Origin of the sequence: Paenibacillus amylolyticus (genome assembly GCF_001570725.1) — a bacterium.
GTDB lineage: Bacteria > Bacillota > Bacilli > Paenibacillales > Paenibacillaceae > Paenibacillus > Paenibacillus amylolyticus_A.
This window is the reverse complement of the sequence record NZ_BCNV01000009.1, coordinates 38,247-51,648: the sequence shown is the minus strand read 5'-3', so window position 1 is coordinate 51,648 and position 13,402 is coordinate 38,247. Positions and strand designations below refer to the sequence as shown.

Annotated in this window: 11 protein-coding genes; 9 read left to right on the top strand and 2 right to left on the bottom strand. The window is 50.2% G+C overall.

The window, feature by feature from the left end; genetic code table 11:
• Nucleotides 1-89: 89 nt before the first annotated feature.
• Entirely contained in the window at nt 90-518 is a 429-nt protein-coding gene (locus PAHA3_RS26705; RefSeq protein WP_062837702.1) for a VOC family protein, read from the top strand.
• Nucleotides 519-637: 119 nt separating this feature from the next.
• On the opposite strand, the gene PAHA3_RS26700 is transcribed toward PAHA3_RS26705, so the two are convergent.
• Nucleotides 638-1,495 carry a hypothetical protein gene (locus PAHA3_RS26700; RefSeq protein WP_062837784.1) on the bottom strand — a complete coding sequence of 286 codons (858 nt, stop codon included), beginning with the start codon at nt 1,493-1,495 and terminating at the stop codon, nt 638-640.
• Nucleotides 1,496-1,718: 223 nt separating this feature from the next.
• Between PAHA3_RS26700 and ytxJ the strand changes: the two genes are divergently transcribed.
• The 8 genes from ytxJ to PAHA3_RS26665 all read left to right on the top strand — a co-directional run bounded on the left by ytxJ (nt 1,719) and on the right by PAHA3_RS26665 (nt 11,919).
• On the top strand, nt 1,719-2,258 hold the full coding sequence (gene ytxJ, locus PAHA3_RS26695) for a bacillithiol system redox-active protein YtxJ (protein WP_235599578.1): 540 nt from the start codon (nt 1,719-1,721) through the stop codon (nt 2,256-2,258).
• 246 nt (nt 2,259-2,504) lie between these two features.
• Entirely contained in the window at nt 2,505-2,618 is a 114-nt protein-coding gene (locus PAHA3_RS30060; RefSeq protein WP_082763026.1) for a potassium-transporting ATPase subunit F, read from the top strand.
• A gap of 58 nt (nt 2,619-2,676) precedes the next feature.
• Nucleotides 2,677-4,356: a potassium-transporting ATPase subunit KdpA gene (gene kdpA / locus PAHA3_RS26690; protein WP_062837701.1), complete on the top strand. Its 1,680-nt coding sequence runs from the start codon at nt 2,677-2,679 to the stop codon at nt 4,354-4,356.
• Nucleotides 4,357-4,564: 208 nt separating this feature from the next.
• Nucleotides 4,565-6,565: a potassium-transporting ATPase subunit KdpB gene (gene kdpB, locus PAHA3_RS26685; protein WP_062837782.1), complete on the top strand. Its 2,001-nt coding sequence runs from the start codon at nt 4,565-4,567 to the stop codon at nt 6,563-6,565.
• A 60-nt stretch (nt 6,566-6,625) separates the two neighbouring features.
• Complete coding sequence (kdpC, locus tag PAHA3_RS26680; protein ID WP_062837700.1) at nt 6,626-7,186, top strand: potassium-transporting ATPase subunit KdpC; 561 nt, start codon at nt 6,626-6,628, stop codon at nt 7,184-7,186.
• Between the two features lie 85 nt (nt 7,187-7,271).
• The gene (locus tag PAHA3_RS26675) at nt 7,272-9,611 is read left to right on the top strand and encodes a histidine kinase (protein ID WP_062837699.1); all 2,340 of its coding nucleotides are present in this window, start codon (nt 7,272-7,274) and stop codon (nt 9,609-9,611) included.
• On the top strand, nt 9,612-11,216 hold the full coding sequence (locus tag PAHA3_RS26670; RefSeq protein WP_235599577.1) for an ATP-binding protein: 1,605 nt from the start codon (nt 9,612-9,614) through the stop codon (nt 11,214-11,216). It abuts the gene before it with no gap.
• 1 nt (nt 11,217) lies between these two features.
• On the top strand, nt 11,218-11,919 hold the full coding sequence (locus PAHA3_RS26665; RefSeq protein WP_062837698.1) for a response regulator: 702 nt from the start codon (nt 11,218-11,220) through the stop codon (nt 11,917-11,919).
• A gap of 119 nt (nt 11,920-12,038) precedes the next feature.
• Here PAHA3_RS26665 and PAHA3_RS26660 read toward each other — a convergent pair whose 3' ends face one another.
• Nucleotides 12,039-13,340: an alpha-glucosidase/alpha-galactosidase gene (locus PAHA3_RS26660; RefSeq protein WP_062837697.1), complete on the bottom strand. Its 1,302-nt coding sequence runs from the start codon at nt 13,338-13,340 to the stop codon at nt 12,039-12,041.
• Nucleotides 13,341-13,402: the final 62 nt, after the last annotated feature.

Below are 13,402 nucleotides of genomic sequence, written 5' to 3'. Positions count from 1 at the left end.
GCTTGTCAAAGGACTACCTGTTCATATATACTCTTGTCGCAAGTGGCGTGAATCGTATAATTACAAGAGCCCAAGGAGATGAAGAACGCATGTCGATCAGCTTGAATGTGTATCTGGTAACAGACGGTAATGGACGTGAAGCGGTAGATTTTTATCAAAAGGCATTTGGAGCGGAAGTGCTCGCGCTTCAAACGTTTGGCGACGGTCCATCTGACCCGAATCACCCCATCCCGCCCGAAGCGAAAGACCGTATTATGCATGCTTCATTGCAGATTGGCAGCTCGGTATTAATGTTGTCTGACACATTTCCAGGCATGCCGTACACTGTAGGTAATCATGTTACGGTTACGGTGAACACGAATACGGCGGATGAAGCCAAAGCAATTTTCAACCAACTGCAAGACGGCGGCGAAGTGAAAATGCCGATACAAGAGACATTCTGGAGTCCAGCCTACGGCTCGGTTGTCGATAAATTTGGTGTACAGTTTCAGATTAGTGCTACGCCGGGACAAGCTTAAGAGCGTACTTTTCGCTAATATAGCCTTCAAATGGCAAAAACCTCCGCGATCTGCCTTGAGCAGTTGTGGAGGTTTTTTTGTGCTAATTTTTGTAATGATTCGTGATTAATCTCACTTGATTAGCCTTCCTTCTGAATCTTGGAAGGGTTGTTGATTTTATAAGGAACCGGGTTACGTGTCAGCTTCTTCTTGATGATTTTCGCTTCAAACGTGATAACGTCTCCCACTTCGAGTTCCTGTTTCTTAACCGTAGCACTGTGGCTGGACCAGGCTTCCCCAACATCGATGACGTCTGGCTCCGTTATGGTAACTGCTTCGTAGATGATGACTTCATCATCATTGTCAGAGAAATGATTCGGTACGGTGGTGAATTCTTTGACCACGGCACTCATCTTCACTTTGCCTTCTGGCAGATCAATCTTGACGGTTTTGGCTTTGCTCGCTGTTTTGGCTTTAGGTTTGGCTTCACTGGCTGCCCCGGTTTGAGGTCCAACATACTCTTCTACTAGCCCATCCGGATCACCCTTCATCCCCGAGGAGAATTCATCTGTGTCCGTGTCGTCCGAATCATCCAGATCCGGCGGAATTTCATCCGGGTTAACTAGTGCATCGGGAGTTGACGTAACATCAGCAGGGGTAACTGGTACGACGGTATCCGAAGTTGTCGATTCTGTGCTTCGATCTGACCCGGCATTACTTATGCTTCTGGCGCTGTAACTGGACGCTTGCATTTCCTTCAGATACGAAGGGTGAATACAATGCTTTTGTCCATTATCCAGTTGAATAACGGCTGCCATGTGATCAACATATCCAATGATGGTGCAGGGCATGTTCAATCCGTTTCCTTTATAATAGAACGTTTTGAGTTTGGTCGCTTTACCGGAAAGCAGGCCCCACTCCTGACATTTCTCAATCAGTTCATCTTCGTTATCCAGCGCTATAAAATCCTGCGGTTCAATCATAAATGCGTATGTCATATGGAATTTCCGCCCTTCCAATCCATTCTTCATGTTCATCGTTTCCAAATTACAACCAGTGTATCACAAATGAGCATTTTGCATAAATCCAATCACTGAAATCTGTACCCGGGGATGAAGATTATCAAAGCCTGCTCACAGACGCCTATGCTATAATTTGATCAGAATAATAGGGTGAGAAGATATAGCCTTGATATACATATTTCAGGAAGGGAAGATCTATATGGATAAAAAGGTGAATCATCAAGCCGTATGGCTGGCTATAGGTGTTGCCATGGGAGTCAGTATTGGTACGGCTACACAGCAGCTTGGACTCGGGATTGCTTTTGGCTTGGCGCTTGGCATTGTAATCGGTTCGGTGGTTAGCAAACGTACGGGGTCAGACTCGGAACATATGCTCAGTGAACATGTCCATGAATTGCACAAACTTGGTGACTGGGAAGACGCGCTTCATCGCTCGCAGGATCATCCGGTACTTATTCTGAAACACAGCACGACTTGTCCAATCAGTGCGAGAGCGTACAGAGAGTTTATGGCGTTTGTGGGCACCCATGCATCAGATCCCAAACAACCTATGGATTACCGCATCGTCAAAGTGATTGAAGATCGTTCGTTATCCCGCCACATTGCGGAAGAGACAGAGGTTCGCCATGAGTCACCGCAGGTACTTCTTCTCGATCAGGGAAAAGTCGTGAATCATACCTCCCATGGCAAGATCACGAAAAAGAGATTATTGCAGTGGGCACAGAATCCATTTGGATGAATAATACAATTTCATAGACCCGTTCTTTTCAGCCCCTAGCTGAGGAGAGCGGGTCTTTTTTTACGCTTTTTTTACACCCATAGAAGCATTTCTTTACCCCTTTTTTACAGCGTTTCGTATTACGATTTTACATGTAGCAGGTGCAGAGAACGGTAGAGAGAGGGAGGAAGGGCGCATGGTGAATGATGCCACGATGATTGGATTGGTTGTGCTGTTGTTTGCGGTGTTTTGGGGATTTGTGAAATTTTGCGAAAAGGCTTGAGGGTAGAGAGGGGGAGCCAGATGATTGTCATCGGCATGATTGTACTCGCACTGGTGATTTATCTCGGTTATGTGCTGGTGAAGCCGGAGAAATTCTGATGCTGACGATGTGCGTAATGCGGAACAAGGGAACATCGAATAGGGAGGAAATGCGGATATGGGTATCGGTGTAGTGCAAGTAGCGGTGACGCTACTGATTATTCTGCTGCTGGTGAAACCGGTGGGAAAATATATAGTGAACGTGTTCGATGGACAGCGGACGGGGCTGGATCGGATTTTTGGAGGACCGGAGCGACTGCTCTATCGAGTGATGGGCATACGCGAGAATGAGTCCATGGGGTGGAAAAAGTATCTCACGGCCGTTCTCCTCTCCAACTTTGTAATGTTGGTATTGATGTTTCTGGTGCTGCGACTTCAAAAATATTTACCGCTCAATCCGGATGGAATCGGCAATATGCCAGCGGCGCAGGCATTTAATACGGCCGTATCGTTCATGACCAACACGAACTGGCAGTCGTATACGGGCGAGAACGCCTTGTCGTATCTGTCACAGATGCTGGCCGTGACGTTTCCGATGTTTACGTCGGCAGCGACGGGATTCGCGGTGGCTATTGCGTTCATTCGCGGGCTGGTAGGCCGCCGGGATGAACTGGGGAACTTTTACGTCGACCTTGTACGGTCGATTACGAGGATTTTTTTGCCGCTGAGCTTCATCGTAGCCTTATTCCTCGTGTTCCAGGGTGTGCCTCAGACACTTGCGGGAGCGGTGAACGCTACCACGTTGGAAGGTGGACAGCAGACCATTACACGTGGACTGGTCGCTTCACTGGAGTCAATCAAACACATTGGCACCAACGGTGGTGGCTGGTTTGGAACCAATGCTGCACACCCATTCGAGAATCCGACGGCCCTGAGCAATCTGGTGCATATCGTCTGTATGATGCTGTTGCCCACTGCACTGGTATACGCCTTCGGCTTGATGGTCAATAACCGGAAGCAGGGTTGGGCATTGTTCGCAGCGATGAGTTTTCTTTTCCTTGTGATGTTGACCACCGTATTTGTCTCCGAATATCGCGGTGTACCCGCGTTGGATGCAGCAGGTCTGCAGGGCAATATGGAGGGGAAAGAGGTCAGGTTTGGCATACCCGAATCGGCTTTATTCACGGCAGTAACGACAGCGGCTACTACAGGTTCGGTCAACAATATGCATGAGTCGCTCACTCCACTTGGAGGCATGGTATCACTGGCTCAGATGATGCTCAATAACGTGTTTGGTGGTAAAGGGGTAGGACTGATCAACGGACTGTTGTATGTGATTCTGGCTGTGTTTATCTGTGGATTGATGGTGGGACGCACACCTGAGTTCCTGGGCAAAAAAATCGAGGGCAAAGAAGTGAAGCTCGCATCCATCGCCTTGCTCATTCATCCTTTGATTATTCTGGCGCCAACGGCACTCGCGCTTATGCGGCCCGAAGCCATTGCGTCCATCTCAAACGGGGGCATGCATGGCCTGACCGAAGTTCTCTATGCTTTTGCCTCGGGTGCAGCCAATAATGGATCGGCCTTTGCCGGCCTGAATGCCAATACAGACTTTTACAACATCGCGATTGGGATCGTTATGCTGCTGGGAAGGTACGTTTCGATGATCGCCATGCTGGCTATTGCGGGTTCACTCGCTACAAAACGGGTTGTACCAGTAACCACGGGAACATTGCGGACACACACACCTCTCTTTGCTGGCATTCTGGTCATGATGATCGTTGTTGTCGGCGCACTCACATTCTTCCCGTCGCTTGCCCTTGGACCGATCGCAGAACACTTGGCCATGATTCAATGAGGGAAATGACAGGGGTACTACAGAGGAATTGGTGTAAGGACGTAACGTATGGAGGTGGCAGTGCACGATGAATGCAGTCGAACGAAAGAAGGAGCAGACGATGCAACACATGGATACAGAAGTATTTAGAACGAAGGGCAATGAGCCGGATAACAACCGCGGTAATATTCAACGTGATCCCGGATCAAAACGGTCGTTAAGCAAGGAGATGATACTTCAGGCTTCAATGGATGCGTTCAAAAAGCTAAATCCGGTGGTCATGATCAAAAATCCGGTCATGTTTATTGTCGAGGTTGGTACATTCATTACGCTCTTATTATGCATTAATCCCGATCTCTTCACCGCATCGGAGGCTGGGCGCGGGTACAACATCGCTGTGTTTTTCATTTTGCTGTTCACGCTGCTGTTCGCTAACTTCGCGGAGGCACTTGCAGAAGGTAGAGGCAAGGCGCAGGCGGATACGTTACGCAAGACGAAGTCGGACACCATGGCCAATCTGGTACAGAAGGATGGAAGCATCCGGCAAGTGTCTTCGACCCAGTTGAAAAAAGGCGATACGGTCCGTGTGGAAGTTGGTGAACTGATCCCGACGGACGGTGAGATTGTGGAAGGCCTGGCCTCCATTGATGAATCGGCCATTACAGGAGAATCCGCCCCAGTCATCAAGGAAGCAGGAGGTGATTTCTCCTCGGTTACCGGAGGTACCCGCGTCGTGTCCGATTACATCGTCATGCGTGTTCAGACCGATCCGGGTGAGTCATTCCTTGACCGGATGATCTCTCTGGTTGAGGGTGCACAGCGCCAGAAAACACCTAATGAAATCGCGCTGACCACCCTGCTCGCCGTATTAACCCTGATCTTCTTAATCGTCATTCTGACGATGGTTCCGATGGCAAATTACCTGGGTATTAGACTGGATCTGGCGACATTGATTGCACTGCTCGTCTGCTTGATCCCAACCACAATTGGTGGATTGTTATCCGCCATTGGTATTGCCGGGATGGACCGTGTTACACAGTTCAATGTGCTTGCCATGTCAGGTAAAGCGGTGGAAGCAGCTGGGGATATCGATACGTTGATTCTAGACAAAACAGGAACGATCACATACGGAAACCGCATGGCATCAGAGTTTATTCCCGTTCAGGGCATTACTTCGTCAGAGATGACGCAAGCTGCTTTACAGGCTTCTGTGCGAGATGAGACCCCGGAAGGGCGTTCTGTGGTGGAACTGGCAGGCAAACAAGGCCAGAGCTGGGCTGAGACGGAGTATGCAAATGCGGAAAATGTGGAATTCACGGCAGAGACACGGATGTCCGGTCTCAATCTGAGCAACGGAATGAAGATCCGCAAAGGTGCGGTGGATGCGATCAAAAGATATATTGCTTCCGCAGGAGGCCGTATACCGGGTGATCTGGATGAGATTGCAAATCGAATTGCAAAGGCTGGGGGTACGCCGCTTGCTGTAGCTATCGATGAGCGAATCTACGGTGTGATTTATCTGAAAGACACTGTGAAGCCAGGGCTGAAAGAGAAGTTTGCCGAGATGCGCGCCATGGGCATCAAGACCATAATGTGTACAGGCGACAATCCGCTGACCGCAGCGACCATAGCGCTGGAAGCGGGTGTGGATGATTTTATTGCCGAAGCAAAGCCCGAGGACAAGATTGCTGCGATCAAAAAAGAGCAGCAGGAGGGCAAACTCGTCGCCATGACGGGCGACGGTACCAACGATGCTCCTGCTCTGGCGCAGGCCGATGTGGGCCTGGCGATGAATTCGGGCACCATGGCGGCCAAGGAAGCGGCCAACATGATTGATTTGGACTCTGACCCGACCAAGTTATTGTCGGTGGTCTCCATTGGCAAGCAGCTGCTGATTACACGCGGCGCACTGACAACCTTTTCGATATCCAATGATATCGCGAAATATTTTGCCATCATTCCAGCGATGTTCATTCTCGCCATGCCGCAGCTTCAGGCACTTAATATTATGAATCTGGCTTCGCCGCAGTCCGCAATCCTGTCGGCGCTGATCTTCAACGCCATTATTATTCCGCTGCTTATTCCCATTGCGATGAAAGGGGTTAAGTATCGGGCGATGTCAGCCGAAAGGCTGCTTGGCCGCAATGTGTTCATCTATGGCGTAGGTGGTGTGAGTGTACCTTTTATCGGCATTAAGCTGATTGACATGGTTCTGTCGGGAATTCTTTAACGAGATAACAATGTTATCAAACTTGTCCTTTTATCCTAATGAATTCAGGAAGTGATCTGTATGAACATGTTCTTGCCCGCCGTACGGTTATCTGTTGTGCTTATGTTGATATGCGGCTTAATCTACCCGCTTGTAACAACTGGTGCAGCCCAACTTCTCTTTCCTGCGCAGGCGAACGGTAGTCTAATTGCGCAAGATGAGAAAATCATCGGCTCGTCCCTGCTGGCGCAGGATTTCCAATCGCCGGGGCTGTTCCAACCCCGGGCATCCAATGCCGGTTATGACCCAACGGCTTCAGCAGGTTCGAATCGCGCGGTAGCTTCGGAGGAATATATCGGCGAGATGAAGGAAAAGATGGCTCAGCTCCAGCAGGAAAATCCGGGATTGAAGCAGATCCCTGCTGATCTCGTGACGGGTTCAGGCTCTGGACTTGATCCGGATCTCTCTCCCGAAGCCGCTGAGGCACAGATTCCACGCATTAGCAAAGCTACGGGGCTTAGTGAACAGCAGCTTGTGCAACTTGTAAATGAGCATACGGAAGGTCGTCAGATGGGTATATTCGGGGAACCACGTGTGAATGTAACGGCTCTGAATCTGGCGCTGACAGCAGAAATGAACTAACGAACATATTAGCCTGCTCACGATATATCGGGAGGGGCTTTCTCCATTTTTATCTTCACATTAACAAGAAAGGGGGAGAGGACGGATGGAAGACAGCTTCAAGCGCAAGTCACCGGAAGAGATGCTGAAGATGATTACGAAGCTGCAGCAGGGTACGCTCAAAATCTACATCGGCCCAGTCAGCGGATCGGGTAAAACGTATCACATGTTACGAGAAGGGAATACGTTGCGCGAGCAGGGCATTGATGTGGTCATCTGCGCCGTCTCCACAATGCGCAGACCGGAAACGGTGGAACAGCTTGGCGCACTTGAACGGATTCCAAGCATTCACTGGTTACGCCAGAGTGATGATGTAGAAATGAAGGATCTGAACCTGGATGCACTATTGGTGCGTAATCCGGAGGTTGTGCTGGTGGATGGTTTGGCTCATCGCAACAGAGAAGGCGCTCGGTATGCTACCCGGCTGGAGGACATTCAGTTTTTGCTCCGAAACAACATCAGTGTCATGACGACGGTGAATGTGTATGAGCTTGAAGGGTATACCGAGCTGGCACGACAACTTACGGGTATCGCAGCAGAACATACGGTACCTGCGGATACATTGGAGCTTGCGGATGAAGTGAAGCTGATAGACGTCACGCCGGAAACGATACTGAGCCGTCTTGCAGAAGGTCATTTGCAGGGGCATGAGGGAGAAGCTGTATTTCGTCAAGGCAATCTGGGTATTCTGCGCGAACTGGCACTGAGATTGGTGGCAGAAGGGGTGAATGAATCCCTGCGTGAGCATCGGGAAGAGATGGGAATTACCGTCACAACAGGCATCATGGAACGGATTCTGGTGTCCACGCAATATCATTGGAACGGCTCGATCTATATCCGGCGCGGACAACAGATTGCCAAACGGCTGAATGGGGATTTGTGCGCCGTGGTTTTTCGGAATATGAAGCAGCCATTAACCAAGGAGGCAACCGTATTTCGACGGAATATGATCAAGTTGGTAGAGAAGTTTGGCGGCCATATGGAGGAGCTGTCTATATTACACCCTCGCAACATCCCGTCTACGCTGGCACGTTACGCCATGGAGCACCAGATTACCCGGATTGTGATGGGACACTCCCGGCGTACGCGCTGGCAGGAATTGTGGCAAGGGTCCGTTGTTAACTCACTGTTACGCAGATTACGTGGTGTGGACCTGTTTCTGGTTGCTGATCGAGCGGCTCGGGAGGGTGAACGTGTGGTTCCGGCTAAGGTTAACGATGTGGAGTCGCTGACATACCGCAGACTAAGCGAACAGGAAATGAAGGAACAGATTGGTCAGATTCAGCGTGGCACATTCAAAATATATATCGGAGCCGCACCCGGTGTGGGCAAAACCTACATGATGCTGCGTGAAGGCAATGATTTGCTCCGTAAGGGCATCGATGTACAGATCGGCTTGCTGGAGACCCATGGGCGGGCGGAAACCGTGGAGCAGATGGGTCACCTATCTGTGATCCCTCGCGCACAGCGAGTTTATCAGGAGGCTCGTCTGGAAGAAATGGACACGGAGGCCATTCTGCATCTTTGTCCGGAAGTGGTGCTTGTGGATGAACTGGCGCATACGAATGTGCCCGGAAGTGTCTGGCAAAAGCGTTATGAAGATGTCCTGCTCCTGCTGAATGCAGGCATCTCGGTGATTACGACAATGAATGTACAGCATCTCGAAAGTTTGAATGATGCCGTTGAACATATTACCGGTGTTCGTGTCCGCGAGACCGTGCCCGATCGGATCATTCAGATGGCGGATGAGGTGCAGCTGATTGATGTGGCACCCCAGGCCTTGCGGCAGCGCATGAGGGAGGGTAAAATCTATGCAACTGCCAAGGTCGAGCAAGCCCTTGCGAATTTCTTCAAAATTGGCAATCTGATTGCCTTGCGTGAACTTGCCCTGCGCGAACTGGCGGACGATGTCGATGAACGGCTTGAAGCACAGCACGCCAAAATTGCACTTCGAGGACCTTGGCGCAGACAGGAAGCCGTCTTCGTATGTGTAAGCAGTGATCGTCATGCCGAGCGGCTGATCCGGCGTGGATTCCGTATGGCTTATCGTCTAAAAGCCATCTGGCATGTACACCATATCCACATCGGTGAGTCCATGAGTGACGAAGTGAAGTGCCATCTGGAAGCCTTGGAACAGCTGACGATTCGGCTTGGCGGTCAATTTCACATCCACCACAGTCCAAAGCTGCGAGATGTACCTGGGATATTGGCAAGAAAAGCATCGGAGGCGCGAGCAACCCAGCTGGTGGTCGGGCAGGCAAGACGGGTGTGGTGGCTGAATGGTTACCGCGGCTCGGGCTCAGTGGTCAACCGACTTGTACGATTGTCTCGGCATCTGGATGTATTGATCGTTGCAGATTATGATTATGAACTGAGCGGGATGTGAATGATTTTGTCTGAACGAATAAAAAAAGAATCGCGGGCATCCCATGGGAAACGGGTTCCGGCATATGTATGGGTGACCCTCGGGGTAACGCTGCTCACTTTACTGCTTCATGCCATCGGCATGAGCGGTGATCTGGTTAACGTAGCGCTTGTATACCTGTTTCCCGTACTGGTGAGTGCCGTGTATTGGGGAATGGGGCCAGCTGTATATGCCGCCAGTTTTAGCGTCATTATGTTTGACTTCTTTTTTGTACCGCCGTATTTGAGCTTTACGGTAGAAGACTTGAGGTATCTCATTTCCTTTGTCGTGTATCTTGCGGTGGCGATCCTGACAGCGAGTCTTGCAGGTCGATTGCGACAACAACTGGAGATGGTAAAAGCACGTGAGGCCACGACTAACTCCCTGTACGCATTGAGTCGTCAGATGACAGCCATTACGGATCTGAATACGTTGCTGGTTAACATTGCAACCCAAGTATCGCTTACCCTGGGTAAGCCAGCAGCTGTGTATCTTCCGGATGGACAGGGGGATTTGCTGGTTACAAGCTCTTCCGCATCCACACCCGCATCAGAAGGGGAAAAGGATGGCTGGGGAGATGGGGAGTCGGAAATTGCCATTGCCAAATGGGTGTATCATCACGGACAGATCGCAGGTAAGGGATCATCCGCTTTACGGGAATCTCCCGGACTTTACGTACCGCTACGCACAGAGGAGCAGATTCATGGCGTACTTGCCGTGAGCATGGACGCTGGCGAGATTCATGAGCAGCAAGAACAGCTTCGGCTGTTGGAGGCATGCGGTGGGCTGGCCGCAGGTGCCATTGCCCGAGTGAAGTTGGCGGAAGAGGCCCGGTTGGCGCAGATCACTGCTGAATCAGAGCGCATACGCACAGTGTTGCTGGACTCTGTCTCTCATGAATTGCGTACGCCCCTAACCGCCATTATCGGTTCGGCTACGGGATTGTTGGAGAATGATACTCTTTTTACACCCGAGGATCGGAGAGAATTAACAGGCAACATTCGGGATGGAGCTTTGCGCATGAATCGTCTCGTCACGAATCTGCTGGGTATGGTTCGGCTGGAGAGCGGCATGTTGCAACTGAACAGGAAATGGTGTGACGTGGGAGACATCATTAGCGTTGTACTGACACAAGTTCGGGGATTCAGTCCGCATCTCAACATTCAAGTTGACCTGCCTGATGACCCTGCCTTTATCTACGGAGATGAAGTATTGCTGGAGCAGGTGCTGGTCAATATCGTCAGCAACGCCATCAAATATTCGCCTGATGAGAGCCCGATTGTCATCACTGTGGCAAGCGATAAGAGTACAGATCAATTGACGATCTGGGTAGCTGATCAAGGCATCGGTATAACGGAAGCGGAAAGATTGCGTATATTTGATAAGTTCTATCGCTCAGAGTCGACTCAGCATGTCACAGGAACGGGGCTTGGTCTGGCGATCTGCAAAGGCATTGTTGAAGTCCACGGAGGTACCATTGTGGCAGAGCCGAATCCGGGCGGGGGGACGAGAATGCGCATAGATATCCCCATGGAGGCTCACGGATCACAGTTTCCCTATTCAGAACAAGGAGAGGTTGAAGAATAACATGAACGCACCACTAGGGGCTCGCATACTGGTGATCGATGATGAGCCGCAGATTCGCAAATTGCTCAAGGTCACCCTTCAGGCACACCAATTCGAACTCCACGAGTGTGGGGATGGCGAAGAGGGCGTTATTCAGGCCAGTATTGTACATCCGGATCTGATCATCCTTGATCTTGGTCTACCGGGCATGTCTGGCATGGAGGTCCTTCGCCGGATTCGCGAATGGTCACAAGTGCCAATTATTGTGCTGACAGCGAAGGATCAGGAGGGAGACAAAATTGCCGCGTTGGATACTGGTGCAGATGATTATGTGACCAAACCATTCGGAATGGGTGAGTTGGTTGCCCGTATTCGGGTGGCGCTGCGTCATGTAGCCAAAACAACGGATGAGCCAATACTGCGCTTTGGATCACTCACGATTGATCTGGCCCAAAGGCAGGTCGAACTGGAGGGGGCTTTGGTCAAATTAACCCCAACCGAATATGAGATGCTGAAGGTGCTCGCCTCGAATGCGGGGAAGATCATCACCCAGCGTCAGCTTTTGCAGCAGGTATGGGGAGGGCATCATCATGAGTCTGATAGCCATTATCTTCGGGTATATGTGGGACATCTGCGTAAAAAATTAAATGAAGATCCGACAAATCCCCGATATATTCAGACGGAGCCTGGCATTGGTTATCGCTTCTTGCTTTCTGCCGAATAAGGTTCAAGGGAGCGGGGCGTTTCTTATCAAATGAATGCGATGCACGCTTTAGCGGGTGAGCGCTATGGAACGAACAAAACACCGTCCCCTTTAACAGCAAAGGAAACGGTGCTTTTATATTATGACGTGTATTTTGGCAACCAGTCACCGTGAGCCTCAATCAACTCATCACACATCGCTACGATGTCATCAATAGACAGTTCGGCAGCCGTGTGTGGATCAAGCATGGCAGCATGATAGATATGTTCTTTTTTGCCAGTGATTGCTGCTTCAATCGTCAGCAGTTGCGTGTTGATGTTTGTCCGGTTCAATGCCGCGAGTTGTGGAGGCAGATTCCCAATATACGTAGGGCTGATTCCTGATCCATCCACCAAACAAGGGACCTCGACACATGCTTCACGCGGCAGGTTCGTAATCAGTCCGTTGTTCATGACGTTGCCGCCAATCTTGTACGGGTTATTTGTCTCCATCGCTTCGATAATATGCGATGCGTATTCACGGCTGCGGGTATGTTCAATATTTTCGCTGGCAAACAGCTTGGTACGCATTTCTTTCCAGCCTTCAATCTGGTTTACACAGCGGCGTGGATACTCATCCAGTGGAATGTTGAAGTGTTCAATCAGTTCAGGGTAATTCCGCTTGATGAAGTAAGGGTGGTACTCGGCATTGTGCTCGGAGGATTCCGTTACATAATAGCCAAAACGCTGCATCAGCTCAAAACGAACCATGTCGTCATGCTGTTCCTTCTGTTTTTCTTTCGCCAAACGTTTAATCTCGGGGTACAGATCCTGCCCGTCTTTTGTAACTTCGAGCAGCCACGCCATGTGGTTGATGCCTGCAATTTTGGCTACGACGCCTGTCTGATCGATCCCCAGTGCATCGAACATATGCGGCACACATACCTGTACACTATGACACAATCCTACGGTTTTGATCCCACCATGCACGTTCATGACGTTGGTAAGCACAGCCATCGGGTTGGTATAGTTCAGGAACCAGGCATCCGGACATACTTCCTGCATATCCCGGGCAAAATCCAGCATGACCGGAATCGTACGCAGATTACGGAAAATTCCACCGATGCCGAGTGTATCTGCAATCGTTTGACGTAGTCCGTATTTTTTCGGAATCTCGAAGTCCGTAATGGTACATGGATCATATCCACCGACCTGAATGGCGTTGATGACATATTTGGCTCCACGCAGCGCTTCTTTGCGATCATGATATACGTTAATGACACAACGACTTCCAATCGAACGGGCCAGACTGGTCAGCAATCGCTCTGAGTCGCTCAAACGTTCAGCATCGATATCAAACAATGCCAGCTCAAAATCCTGCAGTGCTTCGGTCATCATGACATCACCCAATACATTTTTAACAAAGACGGTGCTTCCCGCACCGAGAAACGTAATTTTGTTCATCTTAAGTTCAGCCTCCCTGAAAAATGTTGTACCCCAACTATAGGCCGATCCGGCTTATATAA

Excerpts from the sequence above, each read along its gene's own strand:
- ytxJ (WP_235599578.1), top strand. The coding sequence starts at position 1,719 with ATGGATAAAAAGGTGAATCATCAAGCCGTATGGCTGGCTATAGGTGTT.
- PAHA3_RS26665 (WP_062837698.1), top strand. The coding sequence starts at position 11,218 with ATGAACGCACCACTAGGGGCTCGCATACTGGTGATCGATGATGAGCCG.
- PAHA3_RS26700 (WP_062837784.1), bottom strand. The coding sequence starts at position 1,495 with ATGACATACGCATTTATGATTGAACCGCAGGATTTTATAGCGCTGGAT.
- PAHA3_RS26675 (WP_062837699.1), top strand. The coding sequence starts at position 7,272 with ATGGAAGACAGCTTCAAGCGCAAGTCACCGGAAGAGATGCTGAAGATG.
- PAHA3_RS26660 (WP_062837697.1), bottom strand. The coding sequence starts at position 13,340 with ATGAACAAAATTACGTTTCTCGGTGCGGGAAGCACCGTCTTTGTTAAA.
- kdpC (WP_062837700.1), top strand. The coding sequence starts at position 6,626 with ATGAACATGTTCTTGCCCGCCGTACGGTTATCTGTTGTGCTTATGTTG.
- kdpB (WP_062837782.1), top strand. The coding sequence starts at position 4,565 with ATGATACTTCAGGCTTCAATGGATGCGTTCAAAAAGCTAAATCCGGTG.
- PAHA3_RS26705 (WP_062837702.1), top strand. The coding sequence starts at position 90 with ATGTCGATCAGCTTGAATGTGTATCTGGTAACAGACGGTAATGGACGT.
- PAHA3_RS26670 (WP_235599577.1), top strand. The coding sequence starts at position 9,612 with ATGATTTTGTCTGAACGAATAAAAAAAGAATCGCGGGCATCCCATGGG.
- kdpA (WP_062837701.1), top strand. The coding sequence starts at position 2,677 with ATGGGTATCGGTGTAGTGCAAGTAGCGGTGACGCTACTGATTATTCTG.